19 protein-coding genes and 2 pseudogenes are annotated in these 21,647 nt (G+C 65.6%); 9 read left to right on the top strand and 12 right to left on the bottom strand.

Annotated features, from left to right (window positions below):
* Window position 1 precedes the first annotated feature (1 nt).
* From MKAN_RS09670 to MKAN_RS09660, 3 genes and pseudogenes are all read left to right on the top strand, one after another.
* Window positions 2-973, top strand: a complete 972-nt coding sequence (locus MKAN_RS09670; RefSeq protein WP_036393975.1) for an enoyl-CoA hydratase/isomerase family protein — start codon at window positions 2-4, stop codon at window positions 971-973.
* On the top strand, window positions 970-3,396 hold the full coding sequence (locus MKAN_RS09665; protein ID WP_023367725.1) for a CaiB/BaiF CoA transferase family protein: 2,427 nt from the start codon (window positions 970-972) through the stop codon (window positions 3,394-3,396). Before MKAN_RS09670 ends, MKAN_RS09665 begins: the two co-directional genes overlap by 4 nt.
* 8 nt (window positions 3,397-3,404) lie before the next feature.
* Window positions 3,405-4,201 (top strand): annotated as a pseudogene (locus MKAN_RS09660) (SDR family NAD(P)-dependent oxidoreductase).
* Window positions 4,202-4,686: 485 nt separating this feature from the next.
* Here the strand turns inward: MKAN_RS09660 and MKAN_RS09655 are convergent.
* From MKAN_RS09655 to MKAN_RS09640, 4 genes are all read right to left on the bottom strand, one after another.
* Window positions 4,687-5,526 (bottom strand): SDR family NAD(P)-dependent oxidoreductase, encoded by an 840-nt coding sequence (locus MKAN_RS09655; protein ID WP_023367720.1) that lies wholly within the window; start codon window positions 5,524-5,526, stop codon window positions 4,687-4,689.
* 11 nt (window positions 5,527-5,537) lie between these two features.
* Window positions 5,538-6,389 (bottom strand): mycofactocin-coupled SDR family oxidoreductase, encoded by an 852-nt coding sequence (locus MKAN_RS09650; protein WP_023367718.1) that lies wholly within the window; start codon window positions 6,387-6,389, stop codon window positions 5,538-5,540.
* 23 nt (window positions 6,390-6,412) lie between these two features.
* Window positions 6,413-7,615 carry a cytochrome P450 gene (locus tag MKAN_RS09645; RefSeq protein WP_023367716.1) on the bottom strand — a complete coding sequence of 401 codons (1,203 nt, stop codon included), beginning with the start codon at window positions 7,613-7,615 and terminating at the stop codon, window positions 6,413-6,415.
* 196 nt (window positions 7,616-7,811) lie between these two features.
* Complete coding sequence (locus MKAN_RS09640) at window positions 7,812-8,465, bottom strand: TetR/AcrR family transcriptional regulator (protein WP_023367714.1); 654 nt, start codon at window positions 8,463-8,465, stop codon at window positions 7,812-7,814.
* Window positions 8,466-8,590: 125 nt separating this feature from the next.
* Here MKAN_RS09640 and MKAN_RS33220 point away from each other — a divergent pair.
* From MKAN_RS33220 to MKAN_RS09620, 5 genes and pseudogenes are all read left to right on the top strand, one after another.
* A pseudogene (locus MKAN_RS33220) lies at window positions 8,591-9,271 on the top strand (acyl-CoA dehydrogenase family protein); the annotation flags it as partial.
* Window positions 9,272-9,412: 141 nt separating this feature from the next.
* A complete protein-coding gene (locus tag MKAN_RS33215; protein WP_435871488.1) occupies window positions 9,413-9,838 on the top strand; it encodes an acyl-CoA dehydrogenase family protein in 426 nt (141 codons plus the stop codon).
* Between the two features lie 212 nt (window positions 9,839-10,050).
* The gene (locus tag MKAN_RS09630; protein WP_023367710.1) at window positions 10,051-10,374 is read left to right on the top strand and encodes a hypothetical protein; all 324 of its coding nucleotides are present in this window, start codon (window positions 10,051-10,053) and stop codon (window positions 10,372-10,374) included.
* Window positions 10,375-10,508: 134 nt separating this feature from the next.
* Window positions 10,509-10,943 (top strand): DUF4189 domain-containing protein, encoded by a 435-nt coding sequence (locus MKAN_RS09625; RefSeq protein WP_371686085.1) that lies wholly within the window; start codon window positions 10,509-10,511, stop codon window positions 10,941-10,943.
* Between the two features lie 163 nt (window positions 10,944-11,106).
* A complete protein-coding gene (locus MKAN_RS09620; RefSeq protein ID WP_036393972.1) occupies window positions 11,107-12,492 on the top strand; it encodes an ATP-binding protein in 1,386 nt (461 codons plus the stop codon).
* Window positions 12,493-12,544: 52 nt separating this feature from the next.
* Here the strand turns inward: MKAN_RS09620 and MKAN_RS09615 are convergent, their stop codons facing one another.
* The 8 genes from MKAN_RS09615 to MKAN_RS09580 form a co-directional block, all read right to left on the bottom strand.
* Window positions 12,545-14,107 (bottom strand): PE family protein, encoded by a 1,563-nt coding sequence (locus tag MKAN_RS09615; RefSeq protein ID WP_023367704.1) that lies wholly within the window; start codon window positions 14,105-14,107, stop codon window positions 12,545-12,547.
* Window positions 14,108-14,322: 215 nt separating this feature from the next.
* Window positions 14,323-15,138 carry an acyl-CoA dehydrogenase family protein gene (locus MKAN_RS09610; RefSeq protein ID WP_023367702.1) on the bottom strand — a complete coding sequence of 272 codons (816 nt, stop codon included), beginning with the start codon at window positions 15,136-15,138 and terminating at the stop codon, window positions 14,323-14,325.
* Window positions 15,135-16,223: an acyl-CoA dehydrogenase family protein gene (locus MKAN_RS09605; RefSeq protein WP_023367700.1), complete on the bottom strand. Its 1,089-nt coding sequence runs from the start codon at window positions 16,221-16,223 to the stop codon at window positions 15,135-15,137. Before MKAN_RS09605 ends, MKAN_RS09610 begins: the two co-directional genes overlap by 4 nt.
* Complete coding sequence (locus MKAN_RS09600; protein WP_023367697.1) at window positions 16,220-16,639, bottom strand: nuclear transport factor 2 family protein; 420 nt, start codon at window positions 16,637-16,639, stop codon at window positions 16,220-16,222. Before MKAN_RS09600 ends, MKAN_RS09605 begins: the two co-directional genes overlap by 4 nt.
* A complete protein-coding gene (locus MKAN_RS09595; RefSeq protein WP_023367695.1) occupies window positions 16,623-17,843 on the bottom strand; it encodes a metal-dependent hydrolase family protein in 1,221 nt (406 codons plus the stop codon). Before MKAN_RS09595 ends, MKAN_RS09600 begins: the two co-directional genes overlap by 17 nt.
* Before the next feature lie 4 nt (window positions 17,844-17,847).
* Window positions 17,848-18,183, bottom strand: coding sequence for a hypothetical protein (locus MKAN_RS09590; protein WP_023367693.1), 336 nt, complete (start codon window positions 18,181-18,183; stop codon window positions 17,848-17,850).
* Window positions 18,155-19,447, bottom strand: coding sequence for an aromatic ring-hydroxylating oxygenase subunit alpha (locus tag MKAN_RS09585; protein WP_023367691.1), 1,293 nt, complete (start codon window positions 19,445-19,447; stop codon window positions 18,155-18,157). Before MKAN_RS09585 ends, MKAN_RS09590 begins: the two co-directional genes overlap by 29 nt.
* 4 nt (window positions 19,448-19,451) lie before the next feature.
* The gene (locus MKAN_RS09580; RefSeq protein ID WP_023367689.1) at window positions 19,452-20,030 is read right to left on the bottom strand and encodes a carboxymuconolactone decarboxylase family protein; all 579 of its coding nucleotides are present in this window, start codon (window positions 20,028-20,030) and stop codon (window positions 19,452-19,454) included.
* A 279-nt stretch (window positions 20,031-20,309) separates the two neighbouring features.
* On the opposite strand from MKAN_RS09580, the gene MKAN_RS09575 reads away from it, so the two are divergent.
* Entirely contained in the window at window positions 20,310-21,608 is a 1,299-nt protein-coding gene (locus MKAN_RS09575) for an amidohydrolase family protein (RefSeq protein ID WP_023367687.1), read from the top strand.
* Window positions 21,609-21,647 lie beyond the last annotated feature (39 nt).

Here is a 21,647-nt window from a genome sequence, read left to right as displayed (position 1 = left end):
GATGGCCGGATCGGATCCACCGGTGGACAAGGTCATTCGTTACGAAAAGGACGCCAAGACGCGCATCGCTACCATCACGTTCGACCGGCCCGGCCACCTCAACGCGCCGACGATCGCCGCCCGGTTGCGCTACGCCGACCTGCTGCACCGCGCGAGCATCGACGACGACGTCAAGGTGCTCGTGATTCGCGGTGCCGGAGAGGATCTCGGTTCGGGTGCCGATCTCGAGGAATTCATGGACGTCATGAATTCGGAGGATCAGGGTCCGCGACTTGCCGAGTTCCGCATCGGCGCAGACGAAGTCAAGTATCCACCGATCGGTTCCTTCCGGCACGGCGCGTCGGTCAGCCAGTGGTATGCCAACCCGAACTCCGGCATTCGTGGCCTGCAGGACTTCAAGAAGATCAGCATCCTGGAGGTGAAGGGCTACTGCTACGGTTGGCACTTCTATCAGGCCGCCGACGCTGACTTGGTGATCTCCAGCGACGATGCGCTCTTCGGGCATCCTTCGTTTCGGTACTACGGGTGGGGTCCGCGAATGTGGTGGTGGGCGCAGACCATGGGCATCCGGAAATTTCAGGAGATGGTCTTCACCGGAAGGGCTTTCACCGCCGCGGAGATGTATGACTGCAACTTCCTCAACAGCGTGGTGCCCCGCGACCAACTCGAAGCCGAGGTGGCGAAATACGCATTGGCGTGTGCGCGAAACCGGCCCAACGACACCGTGTTCATGCAGAAGGTGTTCTTCGAAATCATGAAGCAGTTCCAGGGTGAGTATCTGGGCAGCCTGCTCAGCGGTTTCTTCGAATCGATGGGCAGCGGTGTGCGGGCCGACTCCGACGACCTGATGCTCGACGACGCCATCGAACAAGGGCTCGGTGCTGCGGTCAAGGACTATGACAGCCGGTTCCCTCCGGAGTGGCGGCTCAGCAAGAAGCAGCGTCCCAACCGCAAGAAGAAGAAGGGTGAGTGACGGAACAACCAGCGGTCGAGCCGCCCCTGGCCGGCTACACGGTGGTGGAGTTGTCCACCGGTATCGCGGGCGCCTACTGCACCAAACTGCTGGCCGACGGCGGCGCCGACGTCATCAAAGTCGAACCGCCAGAAGGTGATCCGTTGCGCTCCTGGTCTGCTTCGGGAGCCGTCATCGACCCGGGGGCCGACGGGGCGTTGTTCAGCTTCCTGAACGGCGGCAAGCACAGCGTGGTAGCCGATCCCGCCAGCGCGGCCGACCCCGACTTGGTCGAGACGTTGTTGGCCTCGGCTGACGCGGTGGTGTGGTCAGCCGGTTCGGCGGTCGCCGCGCGTTTCAGACCCGAGGAGATGCATCACCGTCATCGGCACCTCGTCGTCACGTCGATCACCCCTTTCGGACTGGAAGGCCCGTGGCGCGACCGTCCCGCGACCGAGTTCACCCTGCAGGCGTGGTCGGGTGGCATAGTCGGCTTGGGACGCGGGGTCCCGGACCGGGCGCCGGTGTTCGTCGGCGGCCAGGTCGGCGAATATCTGGCCGGGGCATACGCGAGCGCTGCCACCCTGGCATCTCGTTATCGCCAGATCGACAGTGGGACTGGCGAACTGATCGACTTGTCGATGCTGGAATCCCAGATACTCGGGCTGACCTACTATCCCGTGACGTACTTCGAGATGCTGGGACGGCCCTGGCGCGACGCCCGCAAGCTCACCGTGCCGGGGGTGGCGCAGGCGCGTGACGGATTGGTGGACCTCGGATGTGGAACCGCGCAGCAGTGGTTCGACCTGTGTGCGATGGTCGGCCGCCCGGAGTGGATCGACGAGGACTCACCGCTGTCCATCACCGAACAGGCCAACATCCACGCCGACGAGATCTATGCGTGGGTGCGCAGTCGCCCCGTCGACGAAATCCGGGAACTCGCGACAGCGTTCCGCATTCCCAACGCGCCGGTGGCCAACGGCGCGAACATCGGGTCGCTGGACCACTTCCGGGAGCGTGGTTGCTTCGTGACCAATCCGCGCGACGGGTTCCTGCAGCCGGGTCATCCGTATCGGATGTGGCCGGCTCGGCTTCGCCGGCCCGAACCGGCACCGCGGTTGGGCGAACATACTAAGCGTTACCGGTCCATCCGCCCGATTCCCAGGCCATCACCAGCAGTCACCGCAACATCGCTGCCGCTCAGCGGAATTCGCGTCCTCGACATGACGACCTTCTGGGCGGGGCCCTGCTGTACGCATTTCCTGGCCATGCTCGGCGCCGAGGTCATCCACATCGAGTCCACAAGTCGCCCCGACGGCACCCGGCTGATCGCCGGCATCCCGGTGACCGAGGATCAGTGGTGGGAGAAGTCGCCGATCTTCGCGGCACTGAACAGCAACAAGAAGGACCTCACGCTTGACCTGGGCAGTCCGCGCGGCCGAGAGGTGTTGCATCGGCTCATCGCGACCTGTGACGTGATCGCGGAGAACTTCACGCCCCGGGTAATAGAGCAGATGGGCCTGGATTTCGCGACCATCCAATCGATTCGTCCCGATGTGGTGATGCTGCGCATGCCCGGGTTCGGTCTCGACGGGCCGTGGCGGGACAATCCGGCATTCGCGTACGTCATCGAATCCGCGGCCGGAATCAGCTGGCTGACCGGCTATCCCGACCTTCCGCCGTTCGAGCCGTACTCGGTCGGTGACCCCAATTCGGGCGTGCATGCGGTCAGCGCGCTGCTGCTGGCGCTCGAGCACCGCCGCCGCACCGGCCAGGGCGTGCTGGTGGAATCGGCAATGGTGGATGCGGCACTGAGCATCGCCGGCGAGCAGATTATCGAATACACGGCCTACGGGGCAGTACTGCAGCGCACTGGCAACCACGGCCCGGGAGCCGTGCCGCAGAACCTCTACCGCACCGCCGATATCGACGAGTTCGGCCGTCTCGACAGCTGGGTAGCCATCGCGGTCGCGACCGACGAGCAGTGGCACAATCTCTGCGCCGCGCTCGGATCACCCTCCTGGGCAACGGACCCCGCGCTGGCCACCGCCGACGGCCGGCGTGCCCGCGAGGACGCGATCGACGACCATCTGGCGCCATGGTGTGTGTCCCGAAGCGGCGATGAGATCGTCGCAACGCTGTGGAATGCCGGTGTGCCGGTGGCCAAGGTGATGCAGCCGCACCGGCAGCCGGAGCTGGCGCAACTGGTCGCGCGCGGCTTTTTCGAGGTTATCGACCACCCGGTTAATGGCGCGGTTAGGCTCAGCAGCATGCCGATGCGGTTGTCCGGCGGGCCTTGCCGGTTCCACACCGAGCCGGCGCCATTGTTGGGACAGCACAATCGCGAGTTACTGACCGGGCTGGGCCTGCCGGCTGCCGAGATCGCCGAATTGGAAGCCGACGGCGTGATCGGCCGGACACCGGCCATGTACTCGGCAACCTGAAGTGCGCCATGACGATCGACCCGTCGGACATTCTGCTCAGCGGCCGCGTCGCGGTGGTAACCGGCGGCGGGTCGGGGATCGGGCGCGGTATCGCCGCCGGTCTGTCGGCCTTCGGCGCTTCGGTGGCCATCTGGGAACGCGACCCCGAAACATGTGCGCAGACAGCAGAATCCCTCGGAGTACTGGGCATCATCACCGATGTTACAGCGGTCAAGTCGACGCCGCACTGCGGCGCACCGAAACCGAGCTGGGGCCGGCGAGCATCGTGGTCAACAACGCCGGTGGAGTGTTCTCGTCGCCGCTACTGGAGACCAGCGAGAACGGCTGGGATGCGCTCTACCGCGCCAACTTACGCCACGTGCTGCTGTGCACGCAGCGCACCGCACGGCGCCTGGTGGCCGCTGGATTGCCGGGCAGCATCGTCAATCTGACGTCGATCGAAGGTGCGCGCGCCGCACCCGGCTACGCGGCATATGCGGCGGCCAAGGCCGGCGTGATCAGCTATACCAAGACCGCGGCTTTGGAGCTGGCACCGCACGGCATCCGGGTCAACGCGATAGCACCGGACATCACGCTGACGGAAGGCCTGGAACTCCTCGCCGGTGGCGCGGAGATGGCCGGCATCGGCAACGTAGTGCCGCTGGGCCGTCCCGGGCGTGTCGACGAAATCGCCAGTGTAGCAGTATTTCTTGCCTCTAACATGTCGAGCTACCTCACCGGCCAGACGCTGCACGTGGACGGCGGCACCCACGCTGCGGGTGGCTGGCATCATGGCTCGCGGACCGGTGAGTACCGGCTGGGCTGACGGACCTGCGGCGTGGTGCGGTAGCCGTTGCGCGAGCCCTGGTGCCATCCTCGGATGCCCCACACTCGCGTGCTCACCGGGTCGACTGTTGTTGCCGCCACATCGAGTGTGCGGTGAGGGCTTTGGGCGTGCTCGTAGGGCGGGAATATCACGATCTGCCCGCCCTGGCGGCACATTCGGCGCCGTCGAAGCACACCGGACGCCGTCGAAGCACACTCGGCGCCGTCAGCGCACACTGGACGCCGTCGAAGCACACTCGGCGCCGTCAGCGCACACTGGACGCCGTCGAAGCACACTCGGCGCCGTCAGCGCACACTGGACGCCGTCGAAGCACACTCGGACGCCGTCGAAGCACACTCGGCGCCGTCGAAGCACGACAAACGGACAGCGAACGCGACAGGGTCGTCAAAATAGCCCGGTCGCTGTGTGACCGTCAGACTGCATGGTCTCCCTCGGCCGGTGACTGCTGTGTCCGATGGCACGCCTTAGTGGCACCAACCCTCGGCGGCCTGCTGGTCGAAGGTGCGATCGATCCGCTCGAACCTGCGGCGGATGGAGGCCCGGGCGGCCTGGTGCGGCAGCACATAAAGGCGGTTGGCCGCAATCGCGTCGGCCGTCAGCCGCGCGACGTCGTCAACGGTGAGGCTGTCATCTTGCGCCGGCAGCGAACCGGTCGTCCCAGTCACGTCCGGCGCCGCCGACAGCCCGTAATCCGCGCCACGGATTCGTTCGGAGTTGGAGACCAGTTTGGTGTCAACGACCATGGGGCACAGCACCGAAACGCCGACTCCGCGGTCCTTGACCTCGCGGGCCAGGGTTTCGGCCAGGCTGACGACGCCGTACTTGGCGACGCCATACGCCCCGAGGCCGGCATTGGGCACCAGCCCGGCGAAGGATGCGGTGAACGCGATATGACCGCCATGTTCGAGCAGACCCGGCAAGAATGCCTCGACGGCATGAATCGAGCCCCACAGGTCGATATCGATCACCCAGCGCCAGTCGTCGTGCGTCATGTCGGCGATCGGACCCGCGACGACAATGCCGGCGTTGCTGAAGACGATGTCGACGCGGTCCAGCAGGCGGGACGCCTCGTCGGCGAGATGGGTGACTTCGCGCAGATGGCGGACGTCGCACATCACGCCGTGCGCCTCGAAGCCACCGGCACGCAGGTGCGTGACGGCCTGTTCGAGCCCGGGCTGGTCTACGTCGGCGAGCACCACAGCCGCGCCGCGACGGGCGAACTCGGTGGCGGTGGCCAAACCGATGCCGCTCGCGCCCCCGGTGATGACCGCCCCGCGCCCGGCAAATCCGGTAGATCCCGCCATGGGAAGGAACCTTATTTCAGGCAGCCGCCCGCGTCGACGGGCAGGGTGACACCGGTGATGTACCGGGATTCGTCGGAGGCCAGGAACAGCACGGCATTGCTGATGTCCTCGGCCTCAACCCACGGAATCGGCAGCGTGTGGAACATCTGACAGATCGGCGCCATGTCGTCGGGACCCGGATTCTCCAGGTCCGGACGGAACATCTTGAAGGTGCCCTCGTTGTGCAGCATCGGGGTGCGCACATGTGTCGGATGCACCGAGTTTACCCGAATCATGTGCTGTCCCAACTCGACTGCGAACGACCGCATCAGGCCCACCACGCCATGTTTGGCCGCCACATAGTTCCCGCAATGGGGGTAGGCCTTCAGCCCGCCCACCGAACTGGTCAGGATGATCGAACCGCCGTGGCCGCCGGCAATCAGATGGGGCACGGCGGCTTTGACTGTCTTCCACACACCCGACAGGTTGACGTCGATCATCTCTTGCCAGTCGTGTTCGGTGGTCTTGTCCAGGGTGTCGCCGCCGTTACCGATCCCGGCGTTTGCCACGATGATGTCCAGACGGCCCAGCTGTTCCACGCCGGTATCCACCGCAGCTTTGAGTGCGTCGTAGTCGCGCACGTCGACCTCGGCCGTGAAGATTCTGCGGTTGTGACCCTTGACGAGGTCGGCTGTCTCGGCGAGGTCCTCGGGAGTCGAGGCCGGGATGGTGGTGTTGGCGACGATTGGTTTGCACACGTCGACGGCGATGATGTCGGCGCCTTCCTGCGCCAATCGCACCGCGTGGCTGCGGCCCTGACCGCGCGCCGCCCCGGTGATGAAGGCGACTTTTCCCTCGACACGGCCTTGACGGTCTTCAGCCATGGTTACCTCATTTCTCAAGTGGCTCAGCCGATGACGGCCGGCATGGTCTCCCAGCCCCGCACCGTGGAGGTGGGGGACAGCTTTGCCTGGCTGAGGTCCACATCCCATTCGGGGAAGCGCTTCAGGATCTCTTCGAGTGCGATCCGTCCCTCCAGTCGGGCCAGCGCCGAGCCGAGACAGTAGTGGGTACCGACGCTGAACGTCAGGTGCTGACGCGGTTCGCGCCGGATATCGAAAACGTCTCCGTCGGGCGGGAATTGGCGGTGGTCGCGGTTGGCAGCTCCGATGAGCATCATCATGACGCTGCCCTTGGGCACCTGCCGGCCGTAGTACTCGACGTCGCGGGTCACATACCTGGCCACGTGCGGAGCGGGCGGCTCATATCGCAACAATTCCTCGACGGCCTGCGGAATCAACGACGGGTCGTCGACCAGCGCACGCCGCTGATCCGGATGCTCGGCCAGCACCTTGCCCGCCCAGCCGATAAGCCGGGTGGTGGTTTCGTTGCCCGCTCCGGAGACGACGCTGACATAGATGAGAAGTTCGTCGCGTCGGAGCCGGCGCACCGTCCCGGTCTCGTCTTCGAACTCGACGTTGAGCAGTTCGGTCATGATGTCGTTGGCGGGATGCTCGGCGCGCCAATCGATGTACCGGGCAAAGAAGTCGCCGCTGACCATGCCGTCGGTGGAAGCCTTCATCGGCTTGCCGGCCTCGGTCCGCAGCTGGGCGTTGGCGAAATCGCGTGCGGCTTCTTGGTCTTCCTCGGGCACGCCCAGCAGCATGCCGATGACCCGCATCGGCATCTGCGCCCCGAGATCGGCGACGAAGTCAAACCTGCCGGTTCCGACCAGCGGATCCAGGCTGCGCGAACAGAATTCGCGGATCTTAGGCTCCAGATCATTGATCTTTCGCGGAGTGAACATGCGCGACAACAACTTACGGTGAACGTTGTGAATGGGCGGATCCTCGAATACCAGCACACCCGGCGGGATGTCGATGTTGGCCTTGATGATTTCCAGGATCGCGCCCCTGGCCGAGCTGAACGTCTGATAGTCGACGATCGCCCGTTCGACGTCGGCGAACCTGCTCAGGGCGTAGAAGTCGTGCTGGGCGTTGTAGTACAGCGGTGCCTCGTCCCGGAGCCGGCGGAACATCGGATAGGGGTCGGCGTTGAGCTCGACGTCGTAGGGATCGAAATACACGTCGCTGGCTGCGGTGACTGTCACGGGTTATCGCCTCTCGCCGGAACGCGCTCACCCGTTTCCCCAGGGGAGCGCGAATCGTGCCGCACCTGAACTCTGTCATCATTCACCAATAGGTGTCAACGCCGGATTCGTTTCTGCTAGTGATCATTCTTAATCACAGAGAATCGAGTTCTCAAAGGCCCGGCGCGGTACGACTCGGTTGCGACATTCAGGACCGCTACGCGCCGGCGAAGCCGCGTGAACAGAAGTCCCATACCTCCTCGGCGGTGATGGGATGGACGGTCGCCTCGTCTTTGCCGCCGCTGGACTGCGCAATGAACATCACGGTCTGCATGGTCATCGCGGCCATCCGCCGCGGATTGACATCTACGCGCAGCTTGCCGGCTTTAGCGGCGTCTTCCATGAGCTCGGTTAGCAACGCCAGCAGGGGCGCGTGAGCGATCTTGACCTCAGCCGGATGCGTAACAAGCAAGCGCGGCGCAAAGTCGGTGAACAGGGGCCGCTGGGCCGTGGGGTCGGGCCGTGAGGCCTCGTACAACAGCTCGATGGCGACCTTCAGCCGCTCCAGCGGGTCGGTGTGGCCGTCCGTAGCGGCCCGGATCTGGTCGGCCGAACGACTCAGCGCATCCTCGAACAACGCAAGCAGGAGCTCGTGCTTGCCGTCGAACTGCAAATAGAAGCTCCGCAACGACTGGCGGGAGCGGTCAACGACTTCCTGGACGGTGAAATCCGTGCTGCCCTTTTCGATGATGATCGCCTGCGCGGCATCCAGAAAACGCTGAACCCGCTGTGCCGCACGCAGTTTCGCGGTCTTGATGGAGCGTTCGACGGCGCGCTGCTTCCAGGCCGGCTCTTCGCTGGCATTGGTCACGGGCGGCTCTGATGACTGCCGCGGGGACAAAACATGGTTGGACTGTACCGGAGAACGCCGTGGCATTGCTGCGCTCGACCTCCTCACGGGCTTGTCGACGATGTCTCTGAGATTGTAACTTCCTCGTGACGAGAATACTATTCTCTTGCGCGCGTGTTTGGGAAGCGCAATCAAGAGAGCGGGTGCCCAGGAGTGCCGTGCAGCTGACCTTTGATGCCGATGTCGAGGCATTTCGCCGTGAATTCGTCGCGTTTCTCGACCATCATCTGCCCGACGAAGCTGCCGGGATGCAGCGGCCGCGGTCGTGCTCGCATGTGCCGGAGTGGGCGCGCCGGTGGCAGCGGCTGCTGTTCGACAACGGGTGGCTGCTGCCGGGGAATCCGCCGGAGTTCGGTGGCCGCAACGCCTCGCTCTTGCAGCAGTACGTGTACTTGGAGGAATTGGCCCGGCGTCGGATTTATCGCAGCTTCAACCCCCAGGGTGTGGGGATCATCGCCGAATCGTTGCTGTCGTTCGGAACTGAGGAGCAGAAGCGGCGCTGGGCCGTGCCGATTCTGCGGGCCGAGATGACCGCGTCGCTCGGGATGAGCGAACCCGGCGCCGGTTCGGATCTGGCGTCACTGAAAACCCGCGCGGTGCTCGACGGTGACCACTTCGTGGTCAACGGACAGAAGGTATGGACGTCGGGCGCCCATGATGCCGACGTGTTGCTGACGTTCGTGCGCACCGACCCCAACGCGTCAAAACACAAGGGCCTCAGTGTCTTGCTGATCCCGACGGACACTCCCGGGGTGCTGCGACGGCCGTTTCCGTCGGTATGCGGCCACGACGATGTCGAGTTCAACGAGGTGTTCTTTACCGATGTGCCGGTACCGGCCGAGAATCTGGTGGGAGAGCTCAATGGAGGCTGGCGGGTGGCAACCGGTTCGCTCGGCCACGAACGTGTCATGCTCTGGCTGGGATACGCAAACCTCTTGGGCGAGCTGACAATCGATTTCACTCCGTCGGATGTGCTGCAGCGCGATCGTTACGCCACCCTGGTGATGGATACCCACGCGATGCGACTGCTGGGGTCTGCGGCGCTGGCCCGGGCCGCGCGCGGGGACGAAGATGTGCCCGCCCAGTCGGTGCTCAAGCTGCTCGGTTCGGAGGCATTGCAGCGTGCTTCGGAAGATGCGCTGAACGCCGCGGGAGCCGACGGGCTCCTGCACCCTTCGGTGACGGCCCCATTCGCACCGCTGAACCTCGACGACCACTACGGCAGCTGGTTCGACCGGTATGCGCGCACCTTCGCCGGCACCATTGCCGGCGGGACTTCAGAAATCCAGCGCAATATCATCGCCGAGCGCATCCTCGGTCTGCCGCGGGGCTAGGCCCCGGGGGCGTGGGATGGTCAACTGATCACGGCCATTGCCACGCGTTCGGCGCGGTCGCCGGCTGACGCCGCCGCCGGCCCAACCGGGCACCCTAGAGGGGTTGTGTATACCAAGATCGGGCTTGCGTTGCCGGCGATCTGAACGGATACGCGCTACTAGGGCCTAAAGACCATACCCATGTAGGGTACCTATGTGGCATCGTTCAATGGATGACGCAAACACCAGAACCTGCCGAACCGACCGTCCAAGCGGAGCAGCGCGGGTATGAGGATCGATCTGGCCGGCCCGGCTGGCTCGATCAACTATTGACCTGGGTGGGCATCATCGCCGGTGTCGTGTTCATCGTTGCGCTGATCTTCTTCTCCGGGTTCTTCTTGGGTCGGGCTACACACGGCCCCTATGGCGGACGTGACGGCGGCTGCTCGATGATGGATTCCGGCGGACGGATGGGACCCGGCGGAATGGGTGGGGGAGGAATGATGGGTCCTCACCAGACGCCCAGCCCGACAACACCGCAGGCGCCGCACCCGTAGTCGGAAATGCTAGGGCCGCACCAGAATTAGCAGCGCTCAGCCTCTTCATCTTCCGGCACAGCCGCTTTCGTGCGTCATCTGGCCCTACTCACACCGCTGGATTGCAGATCGCAGAAAGGGGGGTCGGGAAAATGATGACGACCCGACGTCGGATCACGCTCGTAGCAGCCACCATAGGGGCTACCGTCGGGCTGATGGTCCTAGCGCTCCCGCTGATTCCGCCGTTAGATGCCCATATCGACAGCGCTGTGCTGTCCGAAATGGGCATGCTGCCCGAGGTGCCGGTCCCGCCGAGGATTCACTATGGCGCCATCGCCTATGCCCCGACCGGCGAGTGGGGCAAATCACGGAATTACTTGACCCTGGCAAAAGCGGAGGAGGTTGCATTGGACCAGTGCGGCCTCGACACATGCAAGGTGCTGATCAACTTCAAACGATGCGGCGCGGTCGCCTATGACGGCTCGACCTACCACGGCGGAAGCGGCCTCACGCTCAGCGATGCTATGGCGGATGCCATCAACAGGCTTGGCGCCGGGCGGATCGTCAACTGGCTGTGTAACGGTTTGTGATTCCGCGCGGCCAGCCCGGTCGCGAGTGTGAATTGCTCGAAGCCGCGCCGGTTGCGTCGTGAGATTCACTGTCGCGGCCGGTGACGATAGAAAGTCGGTTGACCAGCGGCCCTCCCGGGTGCGATTCTTTTCAGCTGCCCTGCCCCTGAACAACCACGAGCCGATGAACCTCACCCATGACAATCTGGTCGAGCTGACCGATCTGACCGACGGCGCCAACGTGCGCCGCCGGCCGATCACCGATGTCGACGCATGGCTCGACGGACTGGACTACGACGTGCGTCCGGCACTGCACGCACTCGGGGAGCTGCTGGTCGGCGTCGCCGAACGCGAGGGCGCCGAAAGCGCAGACCGGTTCACCGCCCGCTGCCTGGGCGCGGCGGATTGCGGGCACCTGCTCGATGAGGAACGCGAACTCAATCCGGTCTCGCGGTTGACCACTGCGCTGGCGCTGGCCGAATGGATCGAGGAGCACGAGCCTGTCTGCGAGATCGGCCCCGGCGAGTGCACCCATCCCCCAAAGTGGACCCAGACCGAGATCGGTGGGCGGCGCTACCGCCACCCACTCTGTTTGAGTGTGCACTTCCCCGCCGGGACGCTGCTGGACGAAACCGGATGCGTGATCCGGATCGAAACTCGCGAAACCGTCATGTACTCAGCCGAAGTGAGCGCATACGTGACGCCCGACAATCAGGCCCACGCGCGAGCGGTGCTGGACCGCATCGCCGATCGCGCAAACGAGCTCAACCCCTACCGTGGACGGGCGGTGCGCGCCACCAACAGGCATGGGCTGAGCTTTGCCGTCATCGACCTGCCCGCGACCGCGACGCGTCGGAACGTCATCGTCGCAGACGAGGTGTGGGCCGAGGTCGACCTCGGTGTGATCGCCGCGCGGGACCGTCACGGCCTCCTTAACGCGCACAGCCTCGGGGCGCGCCGTGGAGTGTTGCTGTGCGGTCCACCTGGCACCGGCAAGTCGGCGGTGAGCGCTGTGATAGCCAGGGAAGTCGTCGGGGAATTCACGGTCATCTACGTCGAGGCCAAGGCCGGTGCGCAGCTGCTGACCGCCGTCGTGGAGGAAGCTCAGCGGCTCGGCGGTCCGGTGCTGCTGGTGCTCGAGGATGTCGACCTGTGGTGCCACGACCGCACGACGGGTGATGCCGGGCTGTCGGAGCTGTTGCAGGCCACGGACATCGAACCCGACGCTCGCATCCTGACGTTGGCCTCCACCAACGACGCCGCCACCCTGGACAAGGCGGCCATCCGCACCGGGAGGTTCGATTCGATCGTCGAGGTGGGCTATCCCAGCCGCGCCGACGCCGCCCGCATCCTGACGGCGCTGCTCCGCGACCTTCCCGGCGGCCGCGCCGTCGACGCCGCCACGGTCGTGGCCGCGCTGCCGGAGAACACCAGCGGCAGCGACATCCGCGAAATCGTGCGCCGGGCCGTGCTGTCCGGCGACGACGGAAACGTCAGCACCGCAACGCTGCTCGCGGAGGTGGGCAACGGTCGCTACCGGGCTCAGGCGCCGGCCGGGATGTATCTCTGATACGAACGCGGCGTCGATGGCACATGTGTCCGCCTCCGGATATGTGACGCTGCTAGCCCGCCGCCCCGGGGACGCCGTACAACAGTCCGCCGGTGCCGCCCGCCCCGCCTGGCGCACCGTCGCCGCCGGTTCCACCCTTGCCGCCGTTGCCGATGAGTTGGGCGTTTCCGCCATTGCCGCCGTTTCCGCCGGGGCTAGCGGCCTGGGCGCTCATTCCGCCATTCCCGCCCGCGCCGCCGTCGCCATAGAACAGGCCGCCGGCGCCGCCGTTACCGCCGCTGCCTCCCGCAAAACCCGCTCGGAGGCTGGCGCCGGAATTACCCCCTACGCCTCCAGAACCGCCGGCTCCGATCAGCAAGGCGCTCCCGCCACCCCCTCCGGAACCACCTTGGCCGCCGACTCCGATGAGATTTCCGTTACCGGCGTCGCCGCCGGCCCCCCCGGCCCCACCGGCCCCGCCGCTGCCATAAAGCAGACCGCCGGTGCTGCCCGCGCCGCCGGTTCCGCCGGCGCCGCCGGTACCGCCGACTGATCCGAAACCGGTAGCACTACCTCCTGTCCCGCCGGTTCCGCCAGCGCCGCCGCTGCCGCCATTGCCGAAGAGCACGCCGCCGCTACCGCCGGCGCCGCCGGCCCCACCGCTGCCGCCGTCGAGTCCAGTTGCCCCGATGTCACTGCCGGTCCCGCCGGTCCCGCCGTTCGCGCCGGCCCCACCAGTGCCGAACAGCCCCGCGGCGCCTCCGCTGCCGCCCGTACCGCCGTTCCCGCCAAACAATCCCGCCCCACCGGCACCGCCGTTGCCCCCGGCCCCGGCGTCGCCGTACATCAGTCCGCCGACGCCGCCGTTGCCCCCGTTTCCGCCAGTCCCGCCGATGGAACCGCTGATGGTGGACCCGCCCATACCGCCCGATCCACCGGCGCCCCCGGCGCCAAACCATCCGGCGGCGCCGCCGTTGCCGCCGTTGCCCCCGCTCCCGCCGTTTTGACCAGGCCCCCCGGCCGCACCGGGCCCGCCATTACCCCCAGTCCCGCCGTTTCCCCACAGCCATCCGCCGTGGCCCCCCGCACCGCCGGCAGCGCCGACGCCGCCGGCCGCGCCGATGCCACCGTTGCCGATCAACCCGGCCGCGCCACCCGCGCCGCCGGCCACACCCGGGTTCAGCCCGGGCGCGCCGTTGCCGCCGTTGCCGTACAACAGCCCACCGGGAGCACCGGCCTCTCCGGGCGCCGCCCCGTCGGCGCCGTTGCCAATGAGCGGGCGCCCCAAAATTGCCTGGGCTGGGGCGTTGATGAGACCCAGCACCTGCTGCTCGAGGAGCTGTAACGGCGTGGCGCTGACGGCTTCGGCGCTGGCATACGAGGCGCCCGCACGAGTCAACGCGTCGACGAATTGCGCGTGAAAGACCGCCGCCTGACGGCCCAGCTCCTGATAGACCTGGGCGTGTCCAGAAAAGAGCGATGCGATGGCCGTCGACACCTCGTCCATGCCAGCGGCCGCCACGGCGGTAGTCGACGCCGCGGCCGCGAAATTCGCTGCGTTCAAGCTCGATCCGAGTGCTGACAAGTCTACTGCGGTCGCGGTCAGCAGTTCCGAGGCCACCACCACATACGACATCGCTGCCTCCTTGCCAGATCGGGCGTTAAGTGCCGACGAGCATTCAGTATGGGTCGGCTGCGATGCGATATTTCCGCGTTTCGACCGATCTCTTAGGCCGCTGCGCGGCCGGGAGTATGCCTTTTCACGTGAACCTCATGGGTTTGACCAGTTAGCGTGCGCGCATTCTATCAGAGCGGACCCCGAGGATCGCTAACCCGCCCATTGCAGTGGGCTTAAAGTTGCGCGAGCCGGGGAGCAAACCCCTTGACTTGCAATGCAACTCCAGCTTCCCGGATGAGCTCATGAGCGCTGCCCAGCAGCCCGTCGAGCACCAGCGACCGCTTGACGTGGCGGTGCAGCTGATGTTCGGCGGTGAAGCCGATGCCGCCGAGCACCTGTTGGCAATGTCTGGAGACGGTCAGTGCGGCCTGGCCCGCGGCAGCCTTGGCCAGCAAGCACGCGAGCTCGCCGGGTTCGTCGGTGGCGGCCTGCACCGCGGCTTCGGCGCCGTCGAGGGCGACGAGCGACTCAGCCAGGCGGTGTCGGACCGCCTGGAAAGACGCGATCGGCCTCCCGAACTGGACGCGGTCCAGCGCATGCCGGCATGCCAGCGCCAACATCGCCCGGCCGGTGCCCACCAGCCACCAGCCCACCGCGCGCCGGCCCGCGGCCAGGGCCGTCGCGGGCACCGAATCAGCTTGGGCCACGCGGTGTATCGGTAACTCGTCGTCCACCATTGACGTGGCCCGTTCGGTTCGTTCCCAGAGCACCCAGGAGCCGCCGGCGAATGGCAGCGGCACCGTGCCGCCGCCGGCGCGCCCGGCCGCGTGCAGCACGACGTCGTTGAGGACCGGTGCGTGCGCGCCGGACTCCCCGAGCAGCCGGAACACCAACGGTATTGCGATATCGGGGATTTCAGCGAGCATGTCGAGCCAGCCGACGCCCGCCAACCCAGCGTCGAGCTTGCCGCCGGACGCGCCGGACATCATCGTTCGCATCATGTCGGCCAGTAGCCGCAGCGACTCGGAATCGGTTGGCTCCACCGTCATTCCCTCCCGAGCTCGAGCAACCGGCGGGCGATGATGTTGCGCTGAATCTCGGCGGTACCGCCGTAGATGGTCGCCGCCCGCGAGTACAGGTACTCCGAGCGCCACGGTGAGTCGTCGAGCTCCAGCGTCCCGGGCAGCAGGTCACGGACCGTGTCATAGAGGCGCTGCTCGGCGGTTGCCAACAGCACCTTGTCAATCGAGGTCTCCGGCCCGAGTCGCGCTCCGCCGGCAAGTCGGTGCTGGGTGGCGCGGGATCGGCAGCGTAGCGTGTGCAACGCGAGATAGGCTGCGCCAAGCGCCGATTCGTCGGGATCATCGGCCTCGGCGATCAGCGCATCGAATCGGGAATACAGATAGGCGATCCGTTGCCAGAAGCAGGTCGAGCGCTCATAGGGCAGCAGGTCCATCGCGAGCCGCCAGCCGTCTCCCGGGCGCCCGAGCATCCGGCTGGCCGGAATCGCCACGTCGTCGTAGTAGACCTCGCAGAATTCGTCCACGCCGTGCATGGTGCGCAGTGGGCGAACGGTGATGCCGGGCGTGTCCAGATCGACCAAAAATGCGGTGAGTCCCTCGTGCCCCGGCGCGGTGCGGGTGAGCAGGATGCACCGAGTGGCGAATTGCGCAAAGCTGGTCCAGACCTTCTGCCCGTTGACAATCCAGTCGTCCCCGCGAGGGGCGGCGCGGGTGGACAACGACGCCAGGTCGCTGCCAGACCCCGGCTCCGAAAAGCCCTGACACCAGTGCTCACGTCCGCTCAGCAGCCGCGGCACCAGCTGTGCAGCGAGTTCTGGTGGCGCATAATCGATCATCGTGGGCGCGAGCACCTCGACCATCGAATACGGGCCCGGTTCGGCCAGACGGCGACCGACCACCTCCTCGCCGACGATCGCACGCAGCAGCGCGGGCCCGCCCAACCCGCCGACGTCGACCGGCCAGCCGTAGCGCATCCAGCCGGCGTCGTACAAAGCCCGGTGGACGCGGGCGAGTTGCCGCATCTGCGCTTGCAGCGAGTGGTCGGGCCCGGGTGTCAGATCATGGTCGTCGAGCCATGCGCGCAGGTCGGCCCGGAACTGCGTGACATTCACGGTGCCGGACGTCCGACGGCGTGCGGACGTCCGGAGTCGTGCACGCCGCTACGCCGAATGAACGTCATCGCACGGGTTTTCAGCCGCCAGCCGTCGGCGGTGCGCACGTAGCTGTCGCGGTAGTAGCCGATGCGCATGTCGTGGGTGGCGTGTTCGATGAAGCACAGCGGCTGGGTACCGGTCGCCGCGTCACCATCGAGTTCCACCAGCGCGGTTCCGGTGAGGAACAGGCCCTTTGGGGCCGCGGCCACCAATTCCGGGAACCTGTCGAGGTGGTAGGTGTCGCCGAATGCGCTGTAGGTTCCGTCGGGTGTGAAGACGCTCAGCAGTCCCTCGATGTCTTCCCGGGTGATGGTGACGGCATAACGTGCCAGCAACTGCTGGATCTCGACCAGGTCGTCAGTTCTGCTGTGCATAAACCTTGCCGCCCTTCATCACGAAGCCGACGTTGCGGGTAACGGTGATGTCTTCCAACGGATTTCCCGGCACCGCAATGATGTCGGCCAGCTGCCCATCCGCGAGCCTGCCCCGGTCGGTGACGTTGATCAACTCGGCTGCGGTCACCGTGGCCGCCCGCAGCACGGCCAGCGGCGGGATGCCCCACTCGACGAGGGTCACCAGCTCGTCGGCGTTGCGGCCGTGCGGTATTGCGGGTGCGTCGGTGCCGACGGCGATCTTCACGCCGGCCCGGTAAGCGGCCAGCATCGAGGTGCGCGCCCGTGGGAACATCTCGGCGGCCTTGGCCTGCAACTCGGGCGCGGCATGGGAGACGTCCATCGCGTTGCCGTCGGCCAGACGCCGCGTGCTCACCAGAAACGTGCCGTGCTGCACCATCATGGCGATCGCCTCGTCGTCGACGAGGAAGCCGTGCTCGATGCAGTCGATCCCGGCGGCGACGGCGTGCTTGACCGCGTCCGCGCCGTGCGTGTGCGCGGCGACCCGCAGGCCGCGCCGGTGCGCCTCGTCGACGATGGTACGCAGCTCTTCGTCGGAATAGTGTTGTGCGCCAGGCGGTCCGGTCAGCGACATCACTCCGCCCGAACAGCAGACCTTGATCAGCTGGGCGCCATGTTTGATCTGGTAACGCACGGCCTTGCGGATCTCGTCGACACCGTTGGCAATTCCCTCCTCGACGGTCAGGTCCAGCACATGCGGGGCGAAGGCGGCGAACATCGTCGGGTCCAGATGCCCGCCGGTGGGCGTAATGGCATGGCCGGCAGGCACAATCCGAGGTCCGTCGATCCAGCCAGCGTCGATGGCCTTGCCCAGCGCGACGTCGAGCAGGTACCCGCCGGTCTTGACGAACAGGCCCAGATTGCGCACGGTGGTGAACCCGGCGCGCAACGTGCGGCGAGCATTTCCCACCGCACGCAGCACCCGCGTCGGCGGGTCATCCTGTACCTGGGACAAACCCGGCTTCTCGCCCCGCCCGCCCATCAGCAGATTGACTTCCATGTCCATCAGCCCGGGCAGCAGGATCTGGTCGCCCAGATCGATGACCTCACCAGCGGAATCGCCACCGATGCCGGCAATCCGGTCGCCGTCGACCCGCACGACGCCGGGCCGGACGATCTCGCCGGAGTCGACGTCCAGCAGTCCGGCAGCCCTGACCGTTATCACCTTGTCAGATCACCGGCTCCTTGATCAGTTCCACCCACGCGGCGCCGCTGTCGGGTACCCGCGGCTGCTTCCAGGCCTCCACCGGAAACGACACCATGATCAGCGATTGCATCATGTGCATCAGCGTCCGTGCGTCCTCGGGCAGATCGTCGAGCGGATACTTGTCACAGTAGGCGATCGCGTCGTTAAGGCGGGGGAATGCCGCGTCGTAAAAGGCTTGCATCTCCGACATGGAAGAGGCCAACCGCTTGGCGTAGCGCTCGGGCTCGTTGGCCAGGTCCCAGTCCAGATACGGGTCCAGGTCGGCGAATTCAGCGGGCAGCTTGCGTGGCGTGGCCATTGTTGCGGTACTCCTTGACGTAGTCTCCGGTCATCTTGTGCAGATGGCGAAGCAGGATCTCCTGATCGCACAGGGGAAAGTCGGTGACAACCTTGGTGCCGATCATGGTCTGGGTGGCCTCCAGGGTGTTGGCGTCCTGCAGCGCGTATTCCTTGAATGTGACGGCGGCCAGCTCCTGGGCCAGCCGTTCCCGCGCGTTTCGTGGTGGCACGAAGTACAGGCTGGTCTCGAAGATGTGCTTGTCCACGGTGGTCGGCCAGTAATGGTAGGTGAGATACCACCCGGGCGCCCAGATCAGCAGCATGAAGTTCGGGAAGAACAGGAAAGAGTCGATGCCCCACTGCTTGGCCTTGCACGGGTTGATGCCCGGCGGCAGCTCGCCGAGCTCATTGATCACGTCGGGCCGGTCCCAGGGACCGAACAGCCCGCTGCGCAACACCCGGTCCATCGGCTTGACCATGCTCAGGTCGGCAGGCGGCGACTGACCGCCCCAGACCGAGATCATCGCGTGCGGGCCCGTCAGCTCGTAGTGCAGCGCCTCGAATCCGTACTTCATCATCTTGGCGGCCTCATCCTTGGTGTACTGGCCCTGATGCAGGACCGGCGCATGGTAGAACTCCGCGAACGCGTCGATGAACAGCTTCCAGTTGCTGCCGACTTCGGCCTTGTACGAATAGACTTCGGTCATCTCGTGGAAGGGGTATCCCTCCAGACCCTTGGCCATCGGGCCCAGATATTCGGCTAACGGGGCCGCGTCCGGATCGAGGTTGACGAAGACGAACCCCTCCCACACCTCGCAGCGCACCGGCTTGAGGCCGTACTGGCTCTTGTCGACGTCGAAGAACTCGTCCTCCTGCTGGATGAAGGTCAGTTCGCCGTCGAGGCTGTAACGCCAGGCGTGGTACTTGCAGGTGAACTGCCGGCAGGTACCCGCGGTCTCTTCGTGCGGAAAGTCGTTCCACACCAGCTTGTTTCCGCGGTGGCGGCAGATATTGTGGAAAGCCCGGATCACGCCGTCCTTGCCCTTGACGACGATCACCGACATGCCGGCACCGGCCGCCGGCAACTCCTTGGTGAAATAGCTGCCCGCGCGGGGCAGGCGTTCGACGCGGCCGACGTTGAGCCAGGTGCGCCGGAAAATGGCCCGCTGTTCGTCGGCGAAGTACTGCGGGTCGATCGAATCCGTGTAATCGACCGGTGCGGTGCCTAATTCGGGATAGTTTTGCGTCCAGCTTCCCGCGGCTGGTTTGGTGAAGTGGGGCAAGGCACTACCTCTCTTGTTTCGAGTCTTGTTTCGAGTCTTGTTTCGAGTCTTGTTTCGAGTCTTGTTCGAGCTCGACGCCAAAAGTGTTGAAGGCCATGGCCAGTAGCGCGTAGCAGCCGACCGTGAAGACGTAGTCCATGCGTTGACGGTCGTCGAGGCGTTCGCCGAGAGCGGCCCAGGTCTCGTCGGACAACTGCGACTGCTCGTCGAGTTCGTCCACCCCGGTCAGCACCGCGCGTTCGAAGGCGTCGGCGGCTGCACCGCGGCGGACGGCGGCCACCTCGTCGTCGCTGATTCCGGCCTGTCGGGCCAGCGATACGTGATGGGTCCACTCGTAGGCGCAGCCGCGTCGATGCGCAATCCGCAGGATGGCCAGTTCACGGACCCGGGGCGGCAATGTGGAGGCGAACAACAGGTGAAGATTGAACCTCAGGAACGCCTTGGCCAGCGCCGGGTGATTGGCGAACGTCGACAGCGCGTTGCCGGCGTCGTGCGGATTGCAGCGTTGCGGGGACAGCATGCCCGAGAGCGACTGCCGGACAGCCTCGTCCCACTGGTCGGCCGGCAGCGGCGGCAGACGCATCCGACGGCCTCCTCTCAGCGCGTCGTTCGAGCCCCTCTCCCATGCGGAGAATCAGATTCTCATTTCCAACTAATAGACTTGCACGATTCGTTTCCGGGGTCAATGCCGGGGCGTCTGAGCTTCGCTGCGCCCGACCGCACAGCTGCCCTGAATGTTGATTCTCGCTTCGCGAGAAGATAGTTTCCAACTAGAGAGCCTGGAGGCAGGTGGCGGTTCGCCGATGCCGGCTCGGTGGCCGCGTGAAGATTCTCGAAGGACCCAAGGGAGAGGGGTACGGCCATGAACAAGGAGGACATGATTCTGATCAGCGTCGACGACCACACCGTCGAGCCGCCGAACATGTTCAAGAATCATCTGGCATCGAAGTACCTCGACGACGCCCCGAGGCTGGTGCACAACCCCGACGGCTCGGACATGTGGAAGTTCCGCGACACCGTCATCCCCAACGTGGCGCTCAACGCGGTGGCCGGCAGGCCCAAGGAGGAGTACGGCATCGAGCCCACGGGCCTGGACGAGATCCGGCCGGGTTGCTACAACGTCGACGAACGGATCAAGGACATGAACGCCGGGGGAATCCTGGCCTCGATCTGCTTCCCGTCCTTTCCGGGATTTGCCGCGCGACTGTTCGCCACCGACGATCCCGATTTCTCGATCGCGCTGGTGCAGGCCTATAACGACTGGCACATCGACGAATGGTGCGGTGCGTATCCAGCGCGGTTCATCCCGATGGCGATCCCGGTCATCTGGGATGCCGAGGCGTGTGCGGCCGAGGTGCGGCGGGTGTCGAAGAAGGGTGTGCACGCGCTGACCTTCACCGAGAACCCGGCGGCGATGGGCTACCCCAGCTTCCACAACGAGTATTGGAATCCGCTGTGGAAAGCATTGTGTGACACCAACACCGTGATGAACATCCATATCGGATCGTCGGGCAGGCTGGCCATCACCGCGCCCGACGCGCCGATGGACGTGATGATCACGCTGCAGCCGATGAACATCGTGCAGGCCGCCGCGGACCTGCTGTGGTCGCGGCCGATCAAGGAGTTCCCGGACCTGAAGATCGCGCTGTCGGAGGGCGGCACCGGGTGGATCCCCTACTTCCTGGAGCGCGCCGACCGTACCTTCGAGATGCATTCCACGTGGACCCACCAGAACTTCGGCGGCAAGCTGCCCAGCGAGGTGTTCCGCGAGCACTTCCTCACCTGCTTCATCAGCGACAAGGTGGGTGTCAAACTGCGCAACATGATCGGCATCGACAACATCGCCTGGGAGGCCGACTACCCCCACAGCGACTCGATGTGGCCGGGCGCACCCGAGGAGCTGTGGGATGTTCTGTCGCTCAACGATGTTCCGGACGATGAGATCAACAAGATCACCCACCAGAACGCGATGCGCTGGTACTCGTTCGACCCGTTCACGCATGTTCCCCGGGAGCAGGCCACGGTCGGGGCACTTCGTAAGGCCGCCGAGGGACACGATGTGTCCATTCGCGCGCTCAGCCACCACAAGGACACCCGGGCGGGTTCGTCGTTCGCGGAGTTTGCCGCCAGCGCGAAAGAACTCACCGGCAATAAGGACTGAGGCGCCTCGTGGCGGCGAGCAGACGCAGAATCGCATAGT

This window comes from Mycobacterium kansasii ATCC 12478, from assembly GCF_000157895.3.
GTDB classification, from domain to species: domain Bacteria; phylum Actinomycetota; class Actinomycetes; order Mycobacteriales; family Mycobacteriaceae; genus Mycobacterium; species Mycobacterium kansasii.
The sequence above is the reverse complement of the archived record's forward strand: the minus strand, read 5'-3'. Positions and strand labels throughout refer to the sequence as shown.

What these genes read in the sequence shown, in the direction of transcription:
- MKAN_RS09620 (WP_036393972.1), top strand. Translation starts at nt 11,107, where the DNA reads ATGAACCTCACCCATGACAATCTGGTCGAGCTGACCGATCTGACCGAC.
- MKAN_RS09655 (WP_023367720.1), bottom strand. Translation starts at nt 5,526, where the DNA reads ATGGCGGGATCTACCGGATTTGCCGGGCGCGGGGCGGTCATCACCGGG.
- MKAN_RS09650 (WP_023367718.1), bottom strand. Translation starts at nt 6,389, where the DNA reads ATGGCTGAAGACCGTCAAGGCCGTGTCGAGGGAAAAGTCGCCTTCATC.
- MKAN_RS09670 (WP_036393975.1), top strand. Translation starts at nt 2, where the DNA reads ATGGCCGGATCGGATCCACCGGTGGACAAGGTCATTCGTTACGAAAAG.
- MKAN_RS33215 (WP_435871488.1), top strand. Translation starts at nt 9,413, where the DNA reads ATGCTCTGGCTGGGATACGCAAACCTCTTGGGCGAGCTGACAATCGAT.
- MKAN_RS09580 (WP_023367689.1), bottom strand. Translation starts at nt 20,030, where the DNA reads ATGCGTCTGCCGCCGCTGCCGGCCGACCAGTGGGACGAGGCTGTCCGG.
- MKAN_RS09590 (WP_023367693.1), bottom strand. Translation starts at nt 18,183, where the DNA reads ATGGCCACGCCACGCAAGCTGCCCGCTGAATTCGCCGACCTGGACCCG.
- MKAN_RS09625 (WP_371686085.1), top strand. Translation starts at nt 10,509, where the DNA reads ATGACGACCCGACGTCGGATCACGCTCGTAGCAGCCACCATAGGGGCT.
- MKAN_RS09615 (WP_023367704.1), bottom strand. Translation starts at nt 14,107, where the DNA reads ATGTCGTATGTGGTGGTGGCCTCGGAACTGCTGACCGCGACCGCAGTA.
- MKAN_RS09600 (WP_023367697.1), bottom strand. Translation starts at nt 16,639, where the DNA reads ATGCACAGCAGAACTGACGACCTGGTCGAGATCCAGCAGTTGCTGGCA.
- MKAN_RS09630 (WP_023367710.1), top strand. Translation starts at nt 10,051, where the DNA reads ATGACGCAAACACCAGAACCTGCCGAACCGACCGTCCAAGCGGAGCAG.
- MKAN_RS09575 (WP_023367687.1), top strand. Translation starts at nt 20,310, where the DNA reads ATGAACAAGGAGGACATGATTCTGATCAGCGTCGACGACCACACCGTC.
- MKAN_RS09610 (WP_023367702.1), bottom strand. Translation starts at nt 15,138, where the DNA reads ATGACGGTGGAGCCAACCGATTCCGAGTCGCTGCGGCTACTGGCCGAC.